This window comes from Thiorhodovibrio frisius (genome assembly GCF_033954835.1).
In the GTDB taxonomy this organism is placed as follows: domain Bacteria; phylum Pseudomonadota; class Gammaproteobacteria; order Chromatiales; family Chromatiaceae; genus Thiorhodovibrio; species Thiorhodovibrio frisius.
The window spans coordinates 4352518-4374573 of sequence record NZ_CP121471.1 but is presented as its reverse complement, the minus strand read 5'-3'; the positions used below and the strand labels follow the sequence as shown (position 1 = coordinate 4374573).

General features: G+C 62.7%; 23 protein-coding genes. 13 read left to right on the top strand and 10 right to left on the bottom strand.

The genetic code is table 11. From position 1 onward, the window contains the following. Positions 1 to 82: 82 nt before the first annotated feature. The 4 genes from Thiofri_RS20085 to Thiofri_RS20070 form a co-directional block, all read right to left on the bottom strand. The gene (locus tag Thiofri_RS20085; RefSeq protein WP_009147919.1) at positions 83 to 1237 is read right to left on the bottom strand and encodes a lipocalin-like domain-containing protein; all 1155 of its coding nucleotides are present in this window, start codon (positions 1235 to 1237) and stop codon (positions 83 to 85) included. After that, positions 1234 to 3831, bottom strand: a complete 2598-nt coding sequence (locus Thiofri_RS20080) for an FtsX-like permease family protein (protein WP_009147918.1) — start codon at positions 3829 to 3831, stop codon at positions 1234 to 1236. The genes Thiofri_RS20085 and Thiofri_RS20080 overlap by 4 nt, the downstream gene beginning before the upstream one ends. Next, entirely contained in the window at positions 3828 to 4508 is a 681-nt protein-coding gene (locus Thiofri_RS20075; RefSeq protein WP_009147917.1) for an ABC transporter ATP-binding protein, read from the bottom strand. The genes Thiofri_RS20080 and Thiofri_RS20075 overlap by 4 nt, the downstream gene beginning before the upstream one ends. A 144-nt stretch (positions 4509 to 4652) precedes the next feature. Further along, positions 4653 to 5303 (bottom strand): L,D-transpeptidase, encoded by a 651-nt coding sequence (locus Thiofri_RS20070; RefSeq protein ID WP_051023895.1) that lies wholly within the window; start codon positions 5301 to 5303, stop codon positions 4653 to 4655. A 78-nt stretch (positions 5304 to 5381) separates the two neighbouring features. Between Thiofri_RS20070 and Thiofri_RS20065 the strand changes: the two genes are divergently transcribed. Further along, entirely contained in the window at positions 5382 to 5900 is a 519-nt protein-coding gene (locus tag Thiofri_RS20065) for a nitrous oxide-stimulated promoter family protein (RefSeq protein WP_083848442.1), read from the top strand. A gap of 31 nt (positions 5901 to 5931) precedes the next feature. On the opposite strand, the gene Thiofri_RS20060 is transcribed toward Thiofri_RS20065, so the two are convergent. Then, on the bottom strand, positions 5932 to 6420 hold the full coding sequence (locus Thiofri_RS20060) for a DUF3127 domain-containing protein (protein WP_009147915.1): 489 nt from the start codon (positions 6418 to 6420) through the stop codon (positions 5932 to 5934). 176 nt (positions 6421 to 6596) lie between these two features. Between Thiofri_RS20060 and Thiofri_RS20055 the strand changes: the two genes are divergently transcribed. Continuing rightward, positions 6597 to 6962, top strand: coding sequence for a NifB/NifX family molybdenum-iron cluster-binding protein (locus Thiofri_RS20055; protein ID WP_009147914.1), 366 nt, complete (start codon positions 6597 to 6599; stop codon positions 6960 to 6962). Positions 6963 to 7031: 69 nt separating this feature from the next. Further along, positions 7032 to 7721 (top strand): 6-phosphogluconolactonase, encoded by a 690-nt coding sequence (gene pgl, locus Thiofri_RS20050; protein WP_009147913.1) that lies wholly within the window; start codon positions 7032 to 7034, stop codon positions 7719 to 7721. 119 nt (positions 7722 to 7840) lie between these two features. Here the strand turns inward: pgl and msrA are convergent, their stop codons facing one another. Continuing rightward, the gene (msrA, locus tag Thiofri_RS20045) at positions 7841 to 8434 is read right to left on the bottom strand and encodes a peptide-methionine (S)-S-oxide reductase MsrA (RefSeq protein WP_009147912.1); all 594 of its coding nucleotides are present in this window, start codon (positions 8432 to 8434) and stop codon (positions 7841 to 7843) included. A gap of 341 nt (positions 8435 to 8775) precedes the next feature. On the opposite strand from msrA, the gene Thiofri_RS20040 reads away from it, so the two are divergent. The 6 genes from Thiofri_RS20040 to Thiofri_RS20015 all read left to right on the top strand — a co-directional run bounded on the left by Thiofri_RS20040 (position 8776) and on the right by Thiofri_RS20015 (position 13605). Continuing rightward, positions 8776 to 9495 (top strand): HAD family hydrolase, encoded by a 720-nt coding sequence (locus Thiofri_RS20040; RefSeq protein ID WP_009147911.1) that lies wholly within the window; start codon positions 8776 to 8778, stop codon positions 9493 to 9495. Next, complete coding sequence (gene tgt / locus Thiofri_RS20035; protein WP_009147910.1) at positions 9485 to 10639, top strand: tRNA guanosine(34) transglycosylase Tgt; 1155 nt, start codon at positions 9485 to 9487, stop codon at positions 10637 to 10639. The genes Thiofri_RS20040 and tgt overlap by 11 nt, the downstream gene beginning before the upstream one ends. A 33-nt stretch (positions 10640 to 10672) precedes the next feature. Beyond that, a complete protein-coding gene (locus Thiofri_RS20030; RefSeq protein ID WP_009147909.1) occupies positions 10673 to 10987 on the top strand; it encodes a FitA-like ribbon-helix-helix domain-containing protein in 315 nt (104 codons plus the stop codon). 1 nt (position 10988) lies between these two features. Next, positions 10989 to 11393, top strand: a complete 405-nt coding sequence (locus tag Thiofri_RS20025) for a type II toxin-antitoxin system VapC family toxin (RefSeq protein ID WP_040856153.1) — start codon at positions 10989 to 10991, stop codon at positions 11391 to 11393. Positions 11394 to 11494: 101 nt separating this feature from the next. Then, complete coding sequence (locus Thiofri_RS20020) at positions 11495 to 11962, top strand: CYTH domain-containing protein (RefSeq protein WP_009147906.1); 468 nt, start codon at positions 11495 to 11497, stop codon at positions 11960 to 11962. Between the two features lie 47 nt (positions 11963 to 12009). Continuing rightward, entirely contained in the window at positions 12010 to 13605 is a 1596-nt protein-coding gene (locus tag Thiofri_RS20015; RefSeq protein WP_009147905.1) for an ABC transporter substrate-binding protein, read from the top strand. On the opposite strand, the gene Thiofri_RS20010 is transcribed toward Thiofri_RS20015, so the two are convergent. The 3 genes from Thiofri_RS20010 to Thiofri_RS20000 form a co-directional block, all read right to left on the bottom strand. After that, complete coding sequence (locus Thiofri_RS20010; protein ID WP_009147904.1) at positions 13577 to 14587, bottom strand: alpha/beta fold hydrolase; 1011 nt, start codon at positions 14585 to 14587, stop codon at positions 13577 to 13579. The genes Thiofri_RS20015 and Thiofri_RS20010 overlap by 29 nt on opposite strands. Positions 14588 to 14718: 131 nt before the next feature. Next, complete coding sequence (locus tag Thiofri_RS20005; RefSeq protein WP_009147903.1) at positions 14719 to 15663, bottom strand: bile acid:sodium symporter family protein; 945 nt, start codon at positions 15661 to 15663, stop codon at positions 14719 to 14721. 22 nt (positions 15664 to 15685) lie between these two features. Continuing rightward, the gene (locus Thiofri_RS20000) at positions 15686 to 16582 is read right to left on the bottom strand and encodes a phosphoribosylaminoimidazolesuccinocarboxamide synthase (protein WP_009147902.1); all 897 of its coding nucleotides are present in this window, start codon (positions 16580 to 16582) and stop codon (positions 15686 to 15688) included. Positions 16583 to 16690: 108 nt separating this feature from the next. Here Thiofri_RS20000 and Thiofri_RS19995 point away from each other — a divergent pair, with 108 nt between their 5' ends. The 3 genes from Thiofri_RS19995 to mltB all read left to right on the top strand — a co-directional run bounded on the left by Thiofri_RS19995 (position 16691) and on the right by mltB (position 19195). Further along, complete coding sequence (locus Thiofri_RS19995) at positions 16691 to 17143, top strand: hypothetical protein (protein WP_009147901.1); 453 nt, start codon at positions 16691 to 16693, stop codon at positions 17141 to 17143. A gap of 139 nt (positions 17144 to 17282) precedes the next feature. After that, on the top strand, positions 17283 to 17669 hold the full coding sequence (locus Thiofri_RS19990; RefSeq protein ID WP_009147900.1) for a RidA family protein: 387 nt from the start codon (positions 17283 to 17285) through the stop codon (positions 17667 to 17669). 197 nt (positions 17670 to 17866) lie between these two features. Then, complete coding sequence (mltB, locus tag Thiofri_RS19985; RefSeq protein ID WP_009147899.1) at positions 17867 to 19195, top strand: lytic murein transglycosylase B; 1329 nt, start codon at positions 17867 to 17869, stop codon at positions 19193 to 19195. 27 nt (positions 19196 to 19222) lie between these two features. Here mltB and Thiofri_RS19980 read toward each other — a convergent pair whose 3' ends face one another. Continuing rightward, positions 19223 to 19639: a secondary thiamine-phosphate synthase enzyme YjbQ gene (locus Thiofri_RS19980; protein WP_009147898.1), complete on the bottom strand. Its 417-nt coding sequence runs from the start codon at positions 19637 to 19639 to the stop codon at positions 19223 to 19225. 121 nt (positions 19640 to 19760) lie between these two features. Between Thiofri_RS19980 and recG the strand changes: the two genes are divergently transcribed. Further along, positions 19761 to 22055, top strand: coding sequence for an ATP-dependent DNA helicase RecG (gene recG / locus Thiofri_RS19975; RefSeq protein ID WP_009147897.1), 2295 nt, complete (start codon positions 19761 to 19763; stop codon positions 22053 to 22055). The last annotated feature ends 1 nt before the right edge of the window (position 22056 follow it).

The window sequence follows — 22056 nt, the reverse complement described above, 5'->3', positions numbered from 1 at the left end:
CGACCCAGGGCAGTGTCACGAACCATTTCTCTTCGTCTTAAGCATAGCACTCGCGTGAATTGGCGTGAGTCAAACGCCGCGCTCAAAGCCCCGATTGTCGCTGCCAGTAGCCGGTCATTTCCAGATAGCCGCGGCCGATTTCTTCAGACTTGGCCTTGTCCGACTCTGGACGTTGCTCAAGCACTCGCACGGCGCCTTCCCAGTAGATGGTGGCGGTGGATCGGCGGGCGTCGAGTTCTTGGTCGTCCATCAGAGGGACCAGGCGCAACCGGGTCCCTGGAATATCCAATGACCATTCCACCGGATAGTCAGTTCCCGTGCGCGGTGATTGCCACCAACGCCGAGGGGTAAAGCTGATGTCATCCGGGGCCAGCACTTGCACGGATGCTCCGGGTCGCACCAGGGTGCCGCCGGCCCAGAGCTTGGAGCCATCAGCGCGACGCATCTGGTAGGCCATCAGCGAGCCGCCATCGTGCAGGTTGATGCCGATCCAGTCCCAGCCGGCGGCCTGCTCGGCCAGATAGGCGGTGGACCATTCGTGATCCAGCCAGGCCCGGCCGGTGACGGGAAATGCCTGTTCGCTCAGACGCAGTGTGCCGCTGATCTCAAGCTGCGGGCGGCTGTAGTAGTGGCTGGCGTCCTGCGGATCGGGACTTTTTTGACTGAAGCCGGCGCGGCCGTTCAGCACCGGTGGGCCGGGTGGCACCAGGCGCAGGTCAAAGGCGAAGTCAGGGGCTGCGATCTGCGTGTGATAGGCGTTATCGTCCGGGTCACGCTGGAGTGTCCAGTCTTGAATCCAGGCGTGGGTGTCGTCGCGGGATAGCCCCGCCAGGGGCGGTAATTCGCGTGCGGCGCGCTCGTCATGCAACAAAAACCCCTTGTCCGGGTCGCCTAGCGCGGCATGGGCAAGAATCAATTGCCGTGGCGCGAAGCGGCTGGGGTTGTCGGCGCCAATGCCGGTCGCGGAGCGGAAAAAAGTCACCTGAAAACCACGTTCGCGGCCTTGGCTGTCGGTCAGCCAGCCGGTGATGTACCACCATTCGGTGCGATAGTCTGGATGGGCGCCGAAGTCGCGCGGGAAGCGCAGTGCGCGCTCGGGTGTGACCGGGGTGAAAGTGCCAGCCTCGCTCGCCGGAGTTGGCACTGATAGCAGTGGCAGCAGGGTCAGGCCGAGTGCGGCGAGTAGCGCGCGTGCCGGCTTGCCTCTGCCGACTGATGTCGACGCTGCAATTCTCACCAGTCCTCCCGCACTGCCAGTACCGCGTTCTGACGCATGGCCTGAGCGCCGGCCAGCCGTGCCGCGCCGGCGGCGAGCAGGATCATCGCTGCCGCGAAGGTGGCGAGCAGGACGACAGGTACCGCCAGTTCCATGCTCCAATGGAAACTCTGGCGGTTGATCACCTCAATCAGCACCCAGGCGATGCCGCCGCCGGCGACCAGGCCGACCATCACCGCCAGCAGGGCACCGAGCCCGGCCTCTAGTTCCAGCAGCCGACCGATGTCGCGCGGGCTTAAGCCTAGGTGCCGCAGGATGCCGAATTCCTTGCGCCGACTGCTGGTCAGAGCAGCAAAGGTGGTGGCAATGCCAAAGAGTCCGATCAGTACCGCCACGCCTTCCATCAGATAGGTGACCACAAAGGTGCGGTCAAAAATTTTGAGGATCATGGCGCGCAGATCGCCGGGCAGGATCATTTCGCTGACCGATTCGCCTAAGATGTCGCGAACTGTGCGCATGACCGCCTCGGGCTCGGCGTCGGGCCTGAGCATCAGGCCCAGGTCATTGGTCAGCTTGTCGCCACTCAGGGCGCGATAATTGGCCATGCGGACTACGATAGAGCCGTGCTGACGGGCGTAGTCGCGCCAGATGCCGGCGATGGTGAAGGATCTCGGCGTGCCGCCCAGGGGCAGTTGCAGATGATCGCCAAGGTCCAGCCCATACTGATCGACCAGCGCTTCGGAGACCCAGGCGGGTGGCATTGCTTCGTCTGGCACTTGCAGCGTTCCAGCCACCAGTGGCAGACCGCCCGCACCATCAACGCGCCGGGCGATCAGGCTGACTGCTGGCCGGGCGCTGTCGAGCCGCAGGCTGTCGAAGCGCACCGGGTAGAGCTCGCGCACGCTGGGCAGGGCCCGCACTTGCTCGACCTGTTCTGGCGTAAGAAAGCCGCTGGCACTGGAGTCCGATGCGCGCAGGTAAAGATCGGCCGGCAGCATGCGCGTGAGCCAGTCATCGACCGAGCCGCGGAAGGAATCGACCATGACTGCCATGGAGGCCGCTAGCGCGACACTGGCGACTACGCCGGCACCAGCGACCACCGTTTGCCCCGGGGCGCCCGTCAGACGCGCTCGCGCCAGCTGCGCGATGGGACTGGATGCAAAGGGCAGGTCAACACCTAGCCAGCCGATTAGCTGGGTGACGCCGGGCAGCGCCAGGATGGCGGTGAGCAAAATCAGCAGTACCGCCAGGTAGCCGAACACCGGAATGCCCCCCAGCGGCGGCAGGGTGCAGAGTAGCGCGGCCAGCAGCGCACTGCCTGCCGCCCAGCCCCAGCGTGGGCGGGCACGATAGGCCTCGGCTTCGTCGCCGGCTTTCAGTGCCTGAGCGGGGGCGGTGCGCGCAGCCTCGCGTGCCGGGAGCCAGGCACCTGCGAGCCCGGCCGCCACGCCCAGGGCGAGATAGCTTAAGGTGGCGAGCCATTGCCAGCTTAAGTGCGGGTTCAGCCCACGGAAGAATCCGGCGCCGAGATCGCCGCCCACAGCCGCGAAGGCCAGGGCGGCGAGCAGATAGGCCAACAGGGCGCCAAGCAGACCGCCGAGCAGACCAAGCAGGGCGCCCTCGGCGAGGAGCCCGCGCCATAGCTTGGCGCGCGTGAGCCCCAGCGCGCGCAAAAATGCCAGTTCCTGACGCCGACGCACCACCGCGAGCCATTGGGTGGAGAACACCAGAAAACCGCCGGTTAAAAGCGCAATAGTGGCCAGCATGGTGAGATTAACGCGGTAGGCGCGGGTCAGGCCCAGGGATTCGCCGGCGGCTTCTGCCGGCGGCAGCACGGCAAGTCCGGGTGGGAGTTGTGCCGCAATGGCGGCGCGCGCGTGCGCCGGCGGCAGGTCGTCGCGCAAACGCAGGTCGATGCGCGTGAGCACGCCGATGCGCGCGAACTGCCATTGGGCTGCGGCGATGTCCATCACCGCCAGCTCCTGGCCGACGCCCGCTGCGGGTACGCGACCGGCGATGCGCAGTTCGCGCTCCTGGGTGCCGGCTTGCAGGGTTAGGCTATCGCCCGGCTCGAGCCCGAGCCGAGCGGCGGCAGCCGGGCTGAGAAAAAGCGCGTTCTCGCGCAGGGTGGCGAGCAGATCGGGGGGTGCTTGTTCGGCCTGCTCGGCGGCCGCGCTCGGGTCGCTTTGCTGGTGATCCTTGGGACTATTGATTGCGGTTGCAGGCATTGCCGTCGCAGGCTCTGGCAGCAGAGATGGATTGACTGCCGCGATCCTGAACACATCAAGGCCAAGAATTTTAAGAGTTTCAGGGCGCCCGGGCAGGCGCGCGCTGATCTCCAGCACCGGGCTCGCGGCGGCGACTTCGGGCAGTTGGGCGATGCGGGCAAAGAGACTGTCGTCGAAACCGCTCGCTCCGGCCAGTACCTGCAAATCGGCCTGACCGCTTAGCAGACTTACGCCGCGTTGAAACTCGTCCAGGGCACCGCGATGAATCAACTGCACTGCCAGCCCCAGCGCCACCCCGAGCGCAATGGCCAGTACCGACAGAGACGTCGGCAGCCGCCGTCGCCACAGGCTGGCGAGGAACAGATGGCGCAGGGTGGCGGCGGTCATTGACTGACCGTCTCATCAATCAGGCCGTTGTTCGTCAGCCGCAGTGTGCGCTGCGCTTTCGCGGCGGCGACTTGGGAATGGGTGACCAAAAGGGTGATGGCGCCGGCATCCCGGGTGCGCTCGAACAGCAACTCAAGGACCCCTGCTGCCCGTTCGGGGTCAAGATTGCCGGTTGGTTCATCGCACAGCACCAGCGCCGGCTCATGCACCAGGGCACGGGCAATGGCAACCCGCTGCATCTCCCCGCCCGACAGATGTCGCGGCCAGTCATCTGCTCGATGCTCCAGCCCCACCCGTTCCAGCATCGCCAGTGCCTGCTCGCGGGCGACCTTGTCCTTTTTCTCGAGCAACCACAGCGGCAGGGCGACATTCTGCGCCAGAGTGAGATGTGGCAGCAGGTGAAAAGCCTGAAACACAAAGCCAAAATGCCGCTTGCGTAGCTCGGCGAAGCGCTCGTCATCAAGCGCCGTCAGCTCCTGCTCGCCCAGATGAATGCGCCCGCTGGCGACCCGCTCCAACCCGGCGATGCAATTGAGCAGTGTCGACTTGCCGACGCCCGATTCGCCAACAATGGCCGCAGACTGCCCCGGCTCCAAGCGCAGGGAGATGTCGCGGAACAGCGGATGCCCAAGGCTGGGGTCGAAGGCCTTGGTGAGGCGTTCGAGAACCAATGTCATGATCTGGTCAGAACTCTCCGCGAGTGCCCGTCGATTGGATGGCTGAAGCCCTTGTTGCCGGCGCAGGCCCCGAGCCCTGCCATGGGGAGTTCCAGGGGGATTCCCAGCAGCATCGCTGCCGCCGGGACGCTCGGGATCAGAGCCTCAATTAGATACGGTGACTCGATCACCGACCCGCATACGCTCGAAGATGAATTTGGCATCCTCATAGCGCAGGCGCACGCAGCCGTGCGAGGCCGGCTTATCGGGCAGGTAGCCCTCGTGGATAAAGTAGGGCCCATAAAACTGAAGCGAGTAGGGCATCGGGGTCGGGCGGTTGAAATAATTGGTGTAGCTGCCGGAGCGTTTGTCGATGTCCTTGCTCTGCACCCGGAACTGTCCTCTGGGCGTGGGATGTTGTCGAGTGCCAGACGAAATGGGACCAGACCAGACGAGATCGCTGTCTTCAAAATACTCGAATTGTTGGTCTTTCAGGTGGATTTTTATCTGCCGATGCTTGGCCGGGGGCAGGCTGGCAGCCTCGGGTGGGTCGGGTAGTTTGGTCTGTTGCGAAGCGCCGGCGGCGGCCGATGCATCCGCTGCGACGGGTTTAGTCGCATCAGTTGCTGGCGACGAGCTGGTGTCGACCGGACGCTCTTGGGAGGCATCTGGAAGCTCGGCGGCGAGTGGGTCCGGCTCATCGAGATCGGGGTAGGGCTGCTGGTAGGCGCAGCCGCTGACCAGCAGCAAAGTGACCAGAGCAGACCCCAAGACGAAGCGGAAAAGATCGCCTTCTCTCGGACTGTTTTTTTGCACCGGATTTGCCAGCGGGTTTGGCGCCGGGCGAGCGTCTCGCCTCTGGTGAGAATGGGTGCCGGGGCGCATAATCCGGTCATGGACAACCAGAAAGATCGGCATCAAAGTAACGGGCGTCAGCCTGGTGGGGATCAACCCGACAGCAGCCGCTCGTATTCGGCCAAGGCCGCACGGCCTGGCAAGGGGCGACGTCAGCCAAGAAACCAGGGGCCGCGCATTGGTCGCGAAAAGCGCACCATCAAGGCGATGACCGCCCTGTACTGTCGCGACCATCATCAGGGCGCGAAGCCTGCCGATGGCCTGTGCGCTGAGTGCGCGGATTTGTTCGACTACGCCCAAACCCGTCTCGACTACTGCCCCTTTGGCGAGTCGAAATACGCCTGTGCCGATTGCCAGATCGGCTGCTACACCGAAGAAATGGCGACGGCGACGCGCAACCTGATGCGCTACGCAGGGCCGCGCTTGTGGCGGCGGCATCCGATTCTGGCTCTGTTTCATTTTCTTGATGGACATCTGTTGCATCGCGCTCCTGACCGTTCGGCGGCAGCAGCGCGCCCTGGTCGTGATAAAAACGCCAGTCAAGGGCGGAAGGCTTGAGTCTGCAGCAAGCGTTCCGCCCGATCACTGGTCAAAATGGCGGGTCACCAAAGCCGTCGTCGCCGAAGGGCGGTGGCTCCTCGGCTCCCAGCGGCGGTGGGCCATCGTCGGACTGCTGGAGAGGTGACACCCGCCAGGCCTTCACATCTGTATACCAGCGGCCATTGTACTCGCGGCTTTCGAGGTCCACCTCGACGCGCAACTGCTGGCCCTCGCGGATGGCAAACTCGTCGATTTTCTCGCCCCACAGCATGAAGCAGATTTTTTTTGGGTACTCGGCCTGGGTCTCGAGTACATACTCCTGTTTGCGCCAAGGGCCGCGCGCCGAGGTGCCGGATTTTTCCGGGATGACTTGAGTAATGGTTCCGCTGATCTCCATCGCACTGTCCTGTGAGCTGTGATTGCAACTGTTGAGGGTGGCAGCTGTCCGATCAGTTTCCTCGAAAGTCTTGGGCTTGTCCGGGGCAAGCACCGCGATACGCTCAGACCGGTCCAGAATGCCAACTCTGTCGGTCCCCATAGTGCCCTGTCGCGCTTTTTGAGTCCAGAGAACGACGCGCTTGATAACCGGCAATGTGGGCCGATGCCTCTTTCGGCTTTAATGACAGCTGCTGTCGCGAAGTTGGGCTGCCAGACCAGTGTTCGCGATAAGTTTCCGCAAACGTTCTGTTGCTTCCAAAGACTGAGGATACCTGAATGAAGACCATTGCCGTGACGGCGAACGATGACCGCGGGCTAGCCGGAGAGATGTCGATGCACTTTGGCCATTGCAGCCATTTCGTGCTGGCCACTCTGGACGAAAAAAGCCAGGTCAAATCAACGGATATCTGTGTCAATCCTTATGCTGAGCAGCATCAGCCGGGGCAGATTCCGGATTTTGTCAAATCGCTGGGGGCCAATGTGGTGCTCTCCGGCGGCATGGGCGGCCGGGCGATCGAGTTCTTCGATCAACTTGGCATCGAGGTTGCCACGGGTCATCATTCAAGCGTCGGCGCGGCCATTGACGCCTACGCTGCCGGCGAACTGAAGGGCGCGAGCGGCTGCGCGCATGATCATCACTAACTTTCATGGTCCCGACCACCCAGGGTAATGAATCCGTCTGATTCACAGTAAAGTATAGAGGGCCGAGCGATGCAATTGCCGGGAGTCGACACCCAAGTCTTGGCCGATGCTGATGCGGTGGCCGCAGCGGCGGCTGAGTTGATTCTGGAGCAGGGGCGGGCGGCGGTCGCCGAGCGCGGTCAGTTCTATCTGGTGCTGGCCGGTGGCACTACGCCGGAGGCGGCCTATCGGCGGTTGGCCGGTGCGCGCGAGGACTGGACCGGCTGGCGCTTTTTCATTGGCGACGAGCGCTGCCTGCCGGTGGATGATGCCGAGCGCAACAGCCACATGGCGCGCACCGCCTGGCTGGAGCCGGCTGGCATTGCGCCAGATCAGCTTGCCGCCATGCCAGCTGAACTTGGACCGGAGGCTGCGGCACTGGCTTATGCGCCCGTGGTCGCCGAGGCACTGCCTTTTGATCTGGTGCTGCTCGGCATGGGCGAGGACGGGCATACCGCCAGTCTGTTTCCGGGGCATGCGTGGCCAGAGCAAGCGCTGATCATGCCAGTGCGCGGGGCACCCAAGCCGCCGCCCGAGCGGGTGTCGCTCACGCCAATGGCGCTGGTGTCCTGCCGGCGGATGCTGCTGTTGGTGACGGGCGGTGGAAAACACCAGGCGCTGAGGCAATGGCAGCAGGGGGAGCATCTGCCGGTCGCTCAGGTCGCCGCAGCCGGGCGGGCACTGGTGCTGCTGGACCGGGCGGCGGCAGGGGCTGATTGATCCGCGCGTTCTGGCTTTGCTGGGAGGCTTGATCGGCGGGTGAACAGAAGGCGACCTGGACGTTGCCTCTCCCAGACTCGGCACGCGATGATAATTCTGGTCAATCAGCTGACTGGGTTTCAGCGCAAGCGCCGCGCCGCATACTGCTGATGGTAGTCTTCGGCATAATATAGCGGTGGTGCGGCGCGGACCTCGGTGGTGATGGTGCCGCTGCTGTTGGCATCGAGCCTGCGTTGCTCAGCCGCCAGACTTTCCCGGGCCAGGGCGAGATGATCCTCTCCATCGGTGAAAATAACCGAGCGGTACTGGGTGCCAATATCGACTCCTTGGCGCATGCCGGAGGTGGGATTATGGCCGCTCCAAAAGGTTTCCAGACAGGCGGTGAAGGGCAGGTGAGCGGGGTCGAACACCACCAGCACCACCTCGGTATGCCCAGTCAGGCCGGTGCAGACTTCCTCGTAAGTCGGGTTGGGTGTGAGTCCGCCGGCATATCCAACCGCCGTGGTATGGACGCCATCAAGCTGCCAGAAGCGCTGCTCGGCGCCCCAAAAACAGCCCATGCCAAATAGCACCTGGCGCATGCCAGCAGGGAAAGGCGGGCGCATCGCCGTGCCCAGCACCAGATGCTGACTACCAATCATCATGGGTTGACGGCGCCCCGGCAGGGCATCGCCCGGGCCAGGGAGTTCGAGTTTTTTGCCGAATGGGAACATGATGGCCACCTTCGCTAAGGGTTGTTTCTGGCTTGATAATGGCCCCAATCGGCCACCTGTTGGCAAAGATCAGGTCGCGGGCTCCGATTGGCAAGCTATTCCGAAACGCTTTGAGATTTCGGCTCGTTCTGGGTCGGGTGACGGCCACGGGGGGCGCCGTGAATACGTCCCCCATTTGCATTCAGGGCGGCTGCCCGGCGGCGTCCTGCCGCTGAGGCCCCCATGGGCGTCACCCGACCCAAAACCGAAAATCAGTTTGCAATTGCTATCGAGCGAAACTGTCATCACTGGATCTTTTTTTTGTCACCTGGGCTGCGGGATATGGGAGGACGATAAGGACTATGGCATCAAACTATCGCCTGCTGACGCTGGATCTCGACGATACCCTCTGGCCCTGCCAGCCAACCGTCGATCGCGCCGAGGCAGAGTTTCATGCATGGCTCGACCAGCAGGTGCCAAGGCTCGCCGCCGCGCACGATCTCGCCAGCCTGCGCCGGCATCGGCGCGAGCTCTATCACGCGAGGCCGGATATCGCTCACGATATGACCGCGCTGCGCCAAGTCTCGCTGGAGATGCTGCTCGGTGAATTCGACTACAGCCCGACCCTGGCCGCCGAAGCCGTGGCCCTGTTTTGCACGCATCGCAATCGGGTCGAACCTTACACCGAGGTACCCGAGGTACTGGGATTGCTCGGGTACGATCACCGGCTGGTTTCGGTTACCAATGGCAATGCCGAGGTGGCCCTGACGCCACTCAAGGATTGTTTTCACCACTCCCTGACCGCTGCCGGAGTGGGTGCCGCCAAGCCCGATCCGGCCATCTTTAAAGCGGCCATGCGCTGGGCCGGAGCCAGTCCAGCCGAGACCCTGCATGTGGGCGATGATCCCATCCGTGATATCCAGGCTGCGCGCCAGTGCGGGCTGGATGCGGTTTGGGTCAATCGCCATGGCCAGTCCTGGCCCGATGATCTGGAGCCACCCATGGCCGAAGTCTCCGACCTGCACGGCCTGCGCGCCTGGCTCGAGGGGACCTCGCAAGGGGGGAAGACCAATGCGCTTTGAGGTTCTGCAACGGGATGGCCTTGCCCGACGGAGCCGGCTTGAACTGCCGCGTGGGAGCATTGACACCCCGGCTTTCATGCCCGTGGGCACCTATGGCACCGTCAAGGGCCTGACACCGGAAGAAGTCCGCGCACTGGGTGCCCAGATCATTCTCGGCAACAGCTTTCATCTGATGGTGCGCCCCGGCACCGACATTATTTCGGCCCATGGCGACCTGCATGATTTCATGCACTGGGACGGCCCCATTCTGACCGACTCGGGCGGTTTTCAGGTGTTTAGCCTGGGCGAGTTGCGCAAAATCACCGAGCAGGGGGTGCATTTTCGCTCCCCGGTCGATGGGGCCAAGCTCTTTATGGGGCCAGAGGAATCCATGGCGGTGCAGCGCGCGCTCGGTGCCGACATTGTGATGATTTTCGACGACTGCACGCCATATCCGGCGACCCGCGAACAGGCGCGCACCTCCATGGAACTCTCGCTGCGCTGGGCCGGACGCAGCAAGGTGGCGCATGGAGACAACCCGGCGGCCCTGTTCGGTATCGTGCAGGGCGGCATGTTCACCGATCTGCGCGCGGCCTCGCTTGAGGGCTTGCTTGAGATGGGCTTTGATGGTTTCGCGGTCGGCGGCTTGTCAGTCGGCGAACCACCGGATCAGCGCGAACAGGTGCTCGATCATCTCGCTTCGCTCCTGCCGGCCGACAAACCCCATTATCTGATGGGCGTCGGCACGCCTTTAGATATCATTGCCGCTGTGCAGCGCGGCATTGACATGTTCGACTGCGTAATGCCAACGCGCAATGCCCGCAACGGCCATCTGTTCACCAGTCAGGGCGTGGTGCGCATCCGCAATGCCGTCCATAAGACCGACACTGGCCCCTTGGACCCAGCTTGCGACTGTGCTACTTGTCGTCATTACAGCCGCGCCTACCTGCATCATCTGGACAAATGCAACGAAATGCTCGGCGCCCGACTCAACACCCTGCATAATCTGTCCTACTACCAGCGCCTGATGCGTGAGCTGCGCGCGGCCATTGAGCAGGGACGGTTGACGGCTTTGGCGCGCGGGATCGCCGAAGTCTATGCTGCATCCAGGATCGAAAAACGGAGCGCTGAGGATGGCGGAGTCCGCAGTACGCGCTGGTTTTGAGGTCCACCATTGCTAAGTTCGGAGGTCTGATCAATGCCATCCTTGATGTTGCGCGATATTCCTGATGATTTGCATCACAGGCTCAAGGCCGTTGCTGCCGCGCACCAAAGATCCGTGCCGCAGCAGGCCATGCTGGCGCTGGAGTCTGCACTTTCAGCAGAGGCTTCCCTGAAGTGCGAGGATTCATCCTCTGCGGTTGCCGGGACTGCGAGCCTTAGCGCCGACGCACGGCCCGATTTAGAACAGTCCCTGGCTTGGCTGCGTCGTGAACTTTGGGCGCTGCCAGTTCGGGACGCGCGTCCTGCTGAGGCAATTTTGGACTATAACAACGATGGCCTCTGCAATTGACTTGGTTGTCGATACCAGTGCGTTGGTCGCTATATTGACCGGCGAGGCGGATGCGTGCGCGCTCTTGGAGCGTTTGAAATTGGCTCGCAGGATTGTGCTTTGCGCCGCCAACCGAACGGAATTGCTTCTGGTGATGCAGGCTCGATTCGGCTCAGTCGGGGCGGATCGTGCGAAGCAGTTTCTCGCGCTGGAGGAAATCCAAACCCAACCCTTGGATGAAAAGTTGGCGGACGGGGCGGCCATGGCTTATCGGCGTTTTGGCAAAGGACGGCATCCGGCTGGTCTTAACTTTGGAGATTGCTTTTCATACGCGTTGGCGGAGCATGCTGGAGCCCCTTTGTTGTTTAAGGGCGATGATTTTTCTCGCACGGATATCCGTTCCGCTTTGGCCGAGGATTTCTCATGAACCGAGTGATTGCTGGGACCTTGTCCGTTCCTGACAACGCGATTCTGGTCGACGCCGACTTGATCCACGCTGGTCTTCGCAATGCGGATTGAGTAGCGCCAATGGCCATTGAAATTGAACGCAAATTCCTGGTCAAGGACGATAGCTGGCGTGCGCGGGTGGAGTCTGAGTCGCGTATTCGCCAAGGCTATCTGAGTGCCGATGCGCGCCTGACTCTGCGGGTGCGGGTGCGCGATGACCAGGCTTACCTGACGCTCAAGGGCGCCACCAAGGGAATTGCGCGTTCAGAGTTCGAGTACGGGATTCCGCCCGCCGATGCCGAGGCCATGCTGGCGGAATTTGCCCAGGGGCCGCTGATCGACAAACGCCGCTATCTGCTGCATGAGGGCGGCTGGCTGTGGGAGGTCGATGAGTTCGCGGGCGAAAACCAAGGTCTGGTGCTGGCCGAGATCGAACTGCCCAGTGCCGATCAGGCCTTTTCGCGCCCGGACTGGCTGGGTGCCGAGGTCTCGGATGATCCGCGCTATTTTAATGCCAGCCTGGCGCGCCATCCTTTCGGCCGCTGGTGACTGGCCGCGCCTCGGCAACCAACAGCCTCGCGCCAAGAGTCTGATCCGTGCATAACAGCCAGCACCAGCGCGCACTGAAGACTTGTTACCACCCGCGTTGGCCCTTGCTCAGACATCTGCTCGGGCTTTGGGCCTGCCTGCTGCTTGTGGCTTGCGGTGCGCCCAATGAGCCCGATAGCGTCATTAGGTTTGGCATCGCCAACTCCGCGCGCAATCTCGATCCGCGCCATGCGACGGATGCCACCTCCGAGCGGGTCAATCATCTGCTCTATCGCACGCTGGTCGATTTTGATGACACTGGCCAGGTGGTGCCTGGCCTGGCAACTTGGGAGCAGCTTTCGGCGCGGCGCTACCGCTTTGCGCTGGGCCAAGAGGGGCGGCGTTTTTCCGATGGCAGTTGGCTGACGGCAGCGGATGTTGCGGCCACCTACCAATCCCTGCTCGACCCGGCGACGGGCTCCCCGCATGGATCGCAGCTTGATCTGATCGAGGAGATCCGGCTGCTGGATGAGGATCATCTGGAGTTTGTGCTGAGCCGCTCGGACCCGCTGTTTCCGTCCTATCTTGGTCTTGGCATTCTGCCGGCAAAGGCAGTTGCCGCTGGTCGGGATTTTGCGCGCGCACCTCTGGGCAGCGGACCCTTTCTGGTCCGTGATTGGCCGGAAACTGGCCGGCTGCTGCTTGAGCGTCGCCGCGACGGTCAGCGCATCGAGCTGGTGACGGTCAAAGACCCAAATGTGCGGGTTATGAAACTCCTGCGCGGTGAGGTCCAGATGCTACAGAACGATCTGGCCCCGGAGCTGGTCGATTACCTGCGTGAGCAGTCCGCCGTGGTGGTCGAAACTCGCCCCGGCGTGAATTTCGCTTACCTGGGCTTTAATCTCGAGGATCCGCTGCTAAGCCAACGCCAGCTGCGCCTGGCTATTGCCCATGCCATCGATCGCGAGGCCATTCTCAAGTACCTGTTTCGTGGTCTGGGACGGCCCGCGCAGGCGCTGCTGCCACCAGAGCACTGGGCCGGTGCGCCCGACCTCAAGCCCTATGCGCATGATCCGCAACGCGCGCGGGAGCTGCTCGCCGAGCTTGGCTACGGACCTGAGCGCCCGCTGCAACTGAGCTACAAGACCTCAAGCGATCCCTTTCGGCTGCGCGTGGCCAGTGTGATTCAAGCCCAACTTAAGCCGGTGGGCATTGAGCTTCGCATCCGCAGTTATGATTGGGGCACCTTCTTTGGCGACATCAAGGCCGGGCGCTTTCAGCTTTATAGTCTGACCTGGGTGGGGGTGCGGGGGCCGGATATTTTTCGCTATGTGTTTCATAGTGAATCCCTGCCGCCTAAAGGTGCCAATCGCGGGCGCTTTCGCGACGCGCGGGTCGATGATTTAATCGACCGCGCGGGAATGACCGAGGGGCTGGCAGAAAGGGCCAGGCTCTATCGCGAGCTGCAAGCGCGGTTGTTGCGCGAACTGCCCTATGTCCCGCTCTGGTATGAGGACCAGATTCTGGCCAGGCGCGCCGAAATCAGCGGCTATCGGCTCGCTCCCGATGGCGACTACGATGGCCTGGAAAGCGTGGTGACCAGTCGCGCGCAAGTCCGCGCTGGCCGCAGCGGTGTTAGAGGCGCCGTAGCCAGTCGGCAATGATCGCCCTGACCAGATCCGGGCATTCCTCGTGTGGGACGTGACCGCACTCGGGCAGGACTGCGAATTCAGCATTGGGCATGGTGTTGGCGGCGCGGGCGCTGTCGGCCATCTTGACGATTTGATCTTCTGCGCCTGCGATGATCAGGGTCGGCTGGGTGATGTCCGCCAGCGATTCGCTGACGGTGACGGCATCGATCAGTGAGCGGTTCATCAGCGCGCCCCAGGCCAGATCCCAGCCGGGTGTCCAGCTATGGTCAGCGGCAAGCTCCCGCCGCTCGTCGCTGATGCGTTCGGGGTTGGCATAGGCGAGATCGAGCAGCGGCATGTTTTTGCCCAAATAACGCCCGAGCAGCAGGCTGATGCGCTTCATCTGTGGAGAGTTGACCAGCCAGGCCGGGAAGGTGGGGCGATTGGCGTAAACCCAGGGGCTGATCAGAATCAGGCCGCTGACGCGCTCGGGTGCGCGCCGCGCGACATCAAGTGCCAGGGTGCCGCCGGCCGAGTTACCCACCAGGATCGCCTGCGGCATCTCGAGCGCGTCCATCAGGGCAAGGAGTTGCTCGATGGCAGATGCCTTGGCATAAGGGTTGGCGTCTTTGAGACCTGCCGGCAAGGGCTTTTCGCTCAGCCCATAGGGGAGTTGGTCATAAGCGACCGTGCGTCCTTCCTTGGCGAAGAAGACGAACATCGGGTCCCAGGTCGACAGGTTGAAGGTAAAGCCGTGCAGCAGAAGAAAATTCCGATGGCCGAGCGGGTTGAGATCATCGCGCTGGGGGTCAGTGGAGTCGCGATAATGAACACGCAGTCCCGGCGTGCCGCTGACGGGAATGGTGATGAACCCGAAGGTTGCCGCAGACGGTTCGACATGCACCGGCGAGTGTTCGGGGGCCGGATTGGGGTCGATGAATAGTGGTCCGACAAGGGCAAATAGAATAAGCGCGAACACCAGAACCAGGAGCGCGCGCAGCAGTAAAGGCCACATAACCAAGATCACCTTCGTTGAGATGTCGGCATTCTAGCGCGTTTGCGGATCGATTTTTTGCTCCGTTGCATCTTTGTGCGAGATTGTTGATTCCGATGGCGGCGAAAACGCATGATTGTTGCGGAATTGTGTCATTGATCACGACTTTGTGCGGATCGATTATTCTTGCCCGGGATTGGGCGGTGCGCCCAGGCGGCGGCGAGCAGCGAGCCACTCAGGTTATGCCAGACAGAGAAAATGGCGCCGGGCAGAGCCGCAGCAGCGGAAAAATACTGGCTGGCCAGGGCAACTGCGAGCCCGGAGTTTTGCATGCCAACCTCAATGGCCAGGGTGCGCGCGGTGCGTTCGTCGTGCGTGAGCCAGCGGGCGAGCCAATAGCCGCCGAGCAATCCAAAGCCATTGTGCAGCATCACGGCCAACATCAGAAGCGCGCCGGTTTGCGCGATCTGATCGCGGTTGAGCGCCACCACAATCGCAATGATGATCACAATTGCCAGCATGGAGATCACCGGGAACGCGGCTTTTGCCCGCGTCAGGCGCCTGCCCAGCCAGGTATTAATGGCTACGCCGATGGCTACAGGCGCCAGCACCACTTTCAGCATCGAGATCAGCATGGCGGCTGCCGGCACCGGCACCTGCTGGCCGGCGTAGGCCAGCGTCAGCGCCGGCGTGGCCAGGATGGCGAGCAGGGTCGAGACGCTTGTCAGGGTGATTGAGAGGGCCACATCACCGCGCGCCAGGTAGCAGATCAGGTTCGATGCCGTGCCGCCTGGGCTCGCGCCGAGCAGCACCATACCAACGGCCAGCTCTGGCGGCAGCCGCAGGCCAATGGCAATTGCCCAAGCGGCGAGCGGCATGATCAAAAACTGCAAGCTCACGCCCAGAACCACCACGGAGCGCCGCGACCAGACAGTGGCGAATTGGCGCCAGTCCAGGGTCAATCCCATCCCCAGCATTACAAGGCTGAGCAGCGGCACGATAAGCGGCTTGCCGGGGGCGAACAGCCCTGGCAGCCACCAGGCAAGCAGGGCGCCGAGCAGCGCCCACAAGGGGAAGAGGGTGGTGAGACGCGTCATCGTCTTTGTGCTCCGCTGACGCTCAGCCGGTTAGTCGTCGCTCGGCCTCGGCGTATTTGGCGGCGGTCTGCGCGATAATCTCTGCTGGCAGTTCAGGGCCGGGCGGGCGCTTGTCCCACTGGATGGACTCCAGATAATCGCGCACAAATTGCTTGTCGAAGCTCGGCGGGCTGCTGCCCGGGCGGTAGGCATCGGCTGGCCAGAAGCGCGAGGAATCCGGCGTGAGAACCTCGTCGATGAGATGCAGGCGCCCCTGATGATCAAGGCCGAATTCAAACTTGGTATCAGCGATAATAATCCCGCGCGCTGCGGCGTAAGCGGCGGCTTCTTTGTAGAGCCGCAGGCTGATGTCGCGCACCTTGGCGGCAAGGTCGTCTCCAAGCAGCTCTTGGGTCTGCTCAAAGCGGATGTTCTCATCATGGGCGCCAACCTCGGCCTTGGTCGCCGGGGTATAGATGGGCTCGGGTAGCCTTGCTGCCTGCACCAAGTCCGGTGGCAGGGCGATGCCGCAGACAGCACCCTCGCGCTGATAATCCTTCCAGCCGGAACCAATCAGGTAACCGCGCACCACGGCCTCCACCGGCAATGGGCGCAGACGCTGCACCAGCATGGCCCGCTCGCCAATATGCGCGCGCTGTTCAGGGTCGGGGATCAGCTCCTCGAGCGCCGGGGCGTTCGCGCCTTGTTGCGGCAATTGGTTGGGAATCAGATGCGCGGTGCGCGCGAGCCAGAACCGCGTCACCCGGGTCAGAACCTCGCCTTTACCGGGAATTGGCTGCGGTAGCACCACGTCGAAGGCCGACAGCCGGTCGCTGGTGACGATGAGCAGCCACTCATCATCAACAGCGTAAATGTCGCGCACTTTGCCTTGACCGATGAGCGGGAGATGGTCAATCTTTGCAGCGTACAGGCCTATCATGACGGCATGATCCTCAACAATCTGTTCTGGCCAGAAACTTGTCCCGACCCGGAATTTGCGCCAGCACAAAAACGGCACGGCAGCCTATCACAGCAACGCGGAATGCGAATGACCACAAAGACGCCGAACCAAGATCCCTATCTGGTCGCATTTCGCGGCAGTTTTACCTCGGCTCTGCGCTGGCCGCAGCTCGAGGCACTCTGGCAGGTGCTGCGCCAGCGCGCGGATCAGGGCTGGTATCTCTACGCTTTGGGCGAGCCACCGCCGAGCGAACCCCTTGGAGCGGATCGGATCAGGCGCTTTATCGACGAAATCGACCTTTTGCTCAAACGCGAGCACGACGAGGATTTTTGTGGCATCGTTTATGCCGACTCCTTAAGCGAGCCGCGCTTTGTAAAGATTTACGACCCAAACAACCTCGGTGTTGTCTGTGGCTTCAGCGATAATCCGCCGCTGCCGGGCTGGACGCTGTCCTTGCTCGCTCCGGTGGATCTGCCGACCGCGACCGCGCCGGCACGGGGGCGGAGGCGCTGGTGGCAGCGGTTGTTCGCCTCACGCTGAGGTGCTCAACGAGCCTTGGCTGCGGGCAGTGCGCTTTTGCCCGTTAGGGCGCCATGATGGTCGGTCCAAGCCCCCAAACCAAAGCGCCCAAGCATTGCATACCGGGGCACAAGCAAAAAGCAACAGCGGAATTTCAAGCATGACCAGAACCCAGATTCACACCGACCAGGCGCCGCAGGCCATTGGCACCTACTCCCAGGCCGTGCGGGCCGGCAAGACTGTTTATTTGTCGGGACAGATTCCTCTCGATCCCGCGACCATGGAACTGGTTGATGGCGACATGGAAGCGCAGATCCGCCGTGTGTTTGATAATCTGCTTGCTGTCGCCCAGGCGGCCGGTGGCGGCTTTCAGGATCTGGTCAAGCTGCATGTTTTCCTGACCGACCTGAGTCATTTTCCGTTGGTGAATCAGGTCATGGCCGACTATTTCCAGGAACCTTACCCGGCGCGCGCGGCCATTGGCGTCGCCGCCTTGCCAAAAGGTGCCGGGGTGGAGATGGATGCCATCCTGGTGCTGGATGAGTGATGGGCCCAGATTTCCAGCCCACAGATTTCCAGCCCACAGAGTTCCAGCCCAAAGAGTGCCACTCCAAGTGGCGAACAAAGCCAGGATGTCTGTTGACGGCGTCTTGGCCCTGAATCTCACGGATTGATGTTCCGGGATGGCGGTACCATAAGCCTTAGCTATTTATTGTCCGATATCTGCCGCGAGGACACAGAGGCATGACCAACCTGCAAGCGCGATTTCTGCTGCCATTGGCCTGCGCGGCTGTGGCGCTCAGTGGCTGTTCAACTCAGCAGACCAGAGCCTCCGACACCACGGATGGCGAGGCGGTCGGGTTCGCCGCCGGGGCGGGCCAGCCCAGTTCTGTCCAGTCCAGTTCTGCCCAGTCCAGTTCTGCCCAGTCCCCGCATGCGCGGTCAACGTCCAATTCCGATGTGCGCCTGGTCGCCTCTGCGAGAAATTCGCGGGGTGCGGATGGCTTTGTTACCACCAGGAGCGACATGGGTGGGGCCGCTGTGCGAGCCGCTTCTCTGCGCAAGGTATCGGCGGCAGCTAGCGTGCAGGGAGACTATGCGGGTGATCCGGGCCTCGAGCGTTTCATGGTGCGCATGCAGGCCGAGGGCTTTGATGCGGCGGAACTCGCGCGCCTGTTCTCCCAGGTCGAGCGCCAGCAGTGGATCATCGACTACATGCACAAAACCGCACCGCGTCCGAGCAAACCGAGTCGCCCCACTGGTGCCTGGCTGCGCTATCGTAACAAATTCCTAAAAGAGTCAAATATCGCGGCGGGGACTGACTTCTGGCGTCGTCACGCTAGCACCTTGGCGAGCGCCGAGAAGCAATACGGCGTGCCGGCCGAGTATCTGGTCGCCATCATTGGCGTGGAAACCCGCTGGGGCGGCTATCTGGGCTCGCACCGCGTCATCGATGCGCTGTCGACTCTGGCCTTCGATTACCCGCGCCGGTCTGAGTTCTTCACCGACGAGTTGGCGCATTACCTGATTATTGCGCGCGATGAACAGTTTGACCCCTTGCAACCGGTTGGCTCCTTCGCCGGTGCCATGGGGCTGGGACAGTTCATGCCTTCGAGCTTCCGCCGCTATGCCGTCGATTTTGACGGCAACGGTCATCGCAACCTCTGGGATACCGAGGATGCCATCGGCAGTGTGGCGAATTATTTCATCGGCCACGGTTGGCGCCCTGGTCAGCCGGTAGCGCGGCGGGTCAGCGTCGCCAAGGCCGTGCCAGCAAGTCTTGAGACTGGCTTTCCGAGCAACTATCGCCCAGCCGAGCTGACTGCGCTGGGTATCGACGCCGCGCGGCTGCCCGCCGGTCAGCAGCGCCTGAGCCTGTTGCAGCTCGATGTCGGCAGTGGTTATGAGTACTGGGTAGGCTTTGATAACTTTTACGCCATCACCCGCTACAACCACAGCACCTACTATGCCATGGCCGTGCATCAGCTTGCGCAAGCGCTCAAAGCCCGCCAAGGTGGAGCGCCGCGTACCCTGATCACCGAAGAAGTCCCGGCTTCGGCTGCGCGGGGTTGAGCTGGCGCTTACAGGGCCGGCAGGGGGTTATTCTCCAGTTAGAGTGACCAAAACCCGGCGCTGATGAGCATGAGCACGGTGCTCATAGAGATAGACGCCCTGCCAGGTGCCAAGGCCGCAGCGTCCTTCAACAATGGGCAGGCTAATATCCATTTTTGTCAGTACCGAGCGGATATGGGCCGGCATGTCATCTGGCCCCTCATCCGCGTGTCCGAACAGCGGATCGCCATCTGGCACCAGCCGGGCCAGAAAGGCTTCCAGATCGCGCCCGACCTGGGGGTCGGCATTTTCGCAAATCAAGAGCGATGCGCTGGTGTGTTGCACAAAGACATGGCATAAGCCGGTGCGAATGCCGCTCTCGCGCACCGTCCGGCCGAGCTGGTCGTCAAGGCGATAAAGCCCGCGTCCGCGGGTCGCGATCTTGAGCTGTTGTTGAGAAATCATCGTTGGACTCCTTTTGGCCTGCGGCGTCTAGCGCAAATTGTCAGGGATTCATCGTCCGGGGTGCCCGGGATCATGAGTCTTGGTTGGCGGCGTGTCGGCTGCTTGTGGGACAAGGACGAACATGAAAACACCAGCGTCGCCGCCTGCCGATCTGCCCGATTTGCCCGATCTGAGAGCCTTGCCAGTCGAGCAGCTTCGCGGGGCAGGGCCGCGAATTGCCGAACGCCTCGCGCATCTGGGGGTTCGCAGTGTCGCTGATCTGCTGCTGCATCTGCCACTACGCTATCAGGATCGCACCTGTGCCTGCGCGATTGCCGCGTTGCGCCCTGGGCAGGAAGCATTGGTGCAGGGACGTATTCTAACGGCTGACATTCATCAGGGCCGCCGACGCGCGCTGCTAGTCGCGCTTGCCGATGCGGACCAAGACACCGGTGCGCGCCTGTGGCTGAGGTTTTTCCATTTTGGCCAGCCCCTGATGCGCCGGTTTCAGTCGGGCGCGGGGGTCAATGTGTTTGGCGAGGTGCGCCCTGGCCCCAAGGGGCTCGAGATGATTCACCCGGAGCTTGCATTTCTCGCCGAGGAGCCCGCTGACGGAGACTCGAGCGGGGAATCCAAGAGTGAACCGCTCTCAATATCAGCGGACGTGGGCGGTGAACAGGATGGAGCAGCGCCCGCGCTAACCCCGGTATACCCCACGACCGAGGGGCTGAGCCAGACCCTGTGGCGTTCGCTGACCGAGCAGAGCCTCGCGCTGTTGCGGGCCCAACCCGAATGTCTGCCGGCGTTGCTGCCAGAATCTCTGCTAGGCCCGCTCAAGTTGCCGCCGCTGACCGATGCGTTGCGCATCCTGCATCGGCCGCCACCGGATATCTCCACCGAGGCGCTGCTGGAGCGCCGCCATCCCGCCTTTCAGCGCCTGGCACTGGAAGAGCTGATCGCACAGCAGCTTGCGCTGCGGGTGTTTCGCGAGCAGTTGCGGGAATTAGGCGCTCGCCCTTTGCCGGGTACCGGCAACCTGGTTGTGCGGCTGCGCGACCTGATTGGCTTTGAGCTAACGCGCGCGCAAAGCCGGGTGCTGTCCGAGATTGCCGCCGACCTTGCCATCGCGCGCCCGATGCTGCGCCTGTTGCAGGGCGATGTCGGTTCCGGCAAAACCATTGTCGCCGCTCTGGCGGCCGCCCAGGCGCTGGAGTCCGACGCGCAGGTGGCACTCATGGCGCCAACCGAACTGCTGGCCGAGCAACATCTGCGCAGCTTCAAGCGATGGTTCGTGCCGCTCGGCATCGAACCCCAGTGGCTGGCCGGTCGTCACAAGGGCGCTGAGCGCGCAAGCATTCTGCGGGCGCTGGCCACTGGCGCGGCCCCTCTGGTGGTCGGCACCCATGCGCTCTTCCAGGAGGATGTGCAGTTCGATCAGCTGGGGCTCGTGATCATCGACGAACAGCATCGCTTCGGCGTACATCAGCGCCTGCGGTTGCGTGAAAAGGGCCAACGGGATGGGCGCCTACCCCACCAGCTCATCATGACTGCCACGCCCATTCCGCGTTCGCTCGCCATGACCGCCTATGCCGACCTCGACCTGTCGGTGATCGATGAGCTGCCGCCGGGACGCCAGCCGATCCAGACCATCGCGGTGCCCGACACCCGCCGTAGCGAGGTCATGGCGCGACTGCGCGCAGCCTGCGAGAGCGGTCGCCAGGCATACTGGGTCTGCACCCTGGTTGAGGAATCCGAAGCGCTCCAATGCCAGGCGGCCGAAGATGCCGCAGCCGAACTCACCCGCGAACTGCCTGGCCAGCGCATTGGCCTGGTGCATGGGCGCATGAAGCCGCTCGAGCGTGAGCCGGTCATGAGCGCCTTCGCCGCCGGTGAACTCCAGGTGCTGGTCGCCACCACGGTCATCGAGGTTGGCGTCGACGTGCCCAACGCCAGCCTGATGATCATCGAGAATCCCGAGCGCCTGGGCCTCGCGCAACTGCACCAGCTACGTGGCCGAGTCGGGCGCGGGCGGGTTGAGAGCGTCTGCCTGCTGCTCTACCATCCGCCGCTCACCGGCCAGGCGTTCGAGCGGCTAAAAATGCTGCGCGAGGAGCGCAGCGGCTTCAAAATAGCCGACGCCGACCTGCGCCTGCGCGGCGCCGGGGAAGTGCTAGGCACCCGCCAGTCCGGCCACGCCCGCCTGCGCCTAGCCGACCCACTGCGCGATCAAGACCTTGTCCAACGCGCAAGGGAACTCGCAGCCGCGCTCTACCAAAAACATCCTGAACTCGTGCAGCCGCTGATCGAGCGCTGGGTTCATCAGTCGCCTAAACTGAACTCTGGTGACCAGTTCATACTGGAAACGGCACGTCTTCATACAGAGTCTCCATGCCCACCTCGATATCGAGACACTCCAGCTGCACCCAGCCCTCCGTGAT

Excerpts from the sequence above, each read along its gene's own strand:
- recG (WP_009147897.1), top strand. The coding sequence starts at position 19,761 with ATGAAAACACCAGCGTCGCCGCCTGCCGATCTGCCCGATTTGCCCGAT.
- Thiofri_RS20060 (WP_009147915.1), bottom strand. The coding sequence starts at position 6,420 with ATGGGGACCGACAGAGTTGGCATTCTGGACCGGTCTGAGCGTATCGCG.
- Thiofri_RS20005 (WP_009147903.1), bottom strand. The coding sequence starts at position 15,663 with ATGACGCGTCTCACCACCCTCTTCCCCTTGTGGGCGCTGCTCGGCGCC.
- msrA (WP_009147912.1), bottom strand. The coding sequence starts at position 8,434 with ATGTTCCCATTCGGCAAAAAACTCGAACTCCCTGGCCCGGGCGATGCC.
- Thiofri_RS19990 (WP_009147900.1), top strand. The coding sequence starts at position 17,283 with ATGACCAGAACCCAGATTCACACCGACCAGGCGCCGCAGGCCATTGGC.
- Thiofri_RS20080 (WP_009147918.1), bottom strand. The coding sequence starts at position 3,831 with ATGACCGCCGCCACCCTGCGCCATCTGTTCCTCGCCAGCCTGTGGCGA.
- Thiofri_RS20010 (WP_009147904.1), bottom strand. The coding sequence starts at position 14,587 with ATGTGGCCTTTACTGCTGCGCGCGCTCCTGGTTCTGGTGTTCGCGCTT.
- Thiofri_RS20040 (WP_009147911.1), top strand. The coding sequence starts at position 8,776 with ATGGCATCAAACTATCGCCTGCTGACGCTGGATCTCGACGATACCCTC.
- pgl (WP_009147913.1), top strand. The coding sequence starts at position 7,032 with ATGCAATTGCCGGGAGTCGACACCCAAGTCTTGGCCGATGCTGATGCG.
- Thiofri_RS19995 (WP_009147901.1), top strand. The coding sequence starts at position 16,691 with ATGACCACAAAGACGCCGAACCAAGATCCCTATCTGGTCGCATTTCGC.
- Thiofri_RS20075 (WP_009147917.1), bottom strand. The coding sequence starts at position 4,508 with ATGACATTGGTTCTCGAACGCCTCACCAAGGCCTTCGACCCCAGCCTT.
- Thiofri_RS20055 (WP_009147914.1), top strand. The coding sequence starts at position 6,597 with ATGAAGACCATTGCCGTGACGGCGAACGATGACCGCGGGCTAGCCGGA.
- Thiofri_RS20065 (WP_083848442.1), top strand. The coding sequence starts at position 5,382 with ATGGACAACCAGAAAGATCGGCATCAAAGTAACGGGCGTCAGCCTGGT.
- Thiofri_RS20020 (WP_009147906.1), top strand. The coding sequence starts at position 11,495 with ATGGCCATTGAAATTGAACGCAAATTCCTGGTCAAGGACGATAGCTGG.
- tgt (WP_009147910.1), top strand. The coding sequence starts at position 9,485 with ATGCGCTTTGAGGTTCTGCAACGGGATGGCCTTGCCCGACGGAGCCGG.
- Thiofri_RS20030 (WP_009147909.1), top strand. The coding sequence starts at position 10,673 with ATGCCATCCTTGATGTTGCGCGATATTCCTGATGATTTGCATCACAGG.
- mltB (WP_009147899.1), top strand. The coding sequence starts at position 17,867 with ATGACCAACCTGCAAGCGCGATTTCTGCTGCCATTGGCCTGCGCGGCT.
- Thiofri_RS19980 (WP_009147898.1), bottom strand. The coding sequence starts at position 19,639 with ATGATTTCTCAACAACAGCTCAAGATCGCGACCCGCGGACGCGGGCTT.
- Thiofri_RS20000 (WP_009147902.1), bottom strand. The coding sequence starts at position 16,582 with ATGATAGGCCTGTACGCTGCAAAGATTGACCATCTCCCGCTCATCGGT.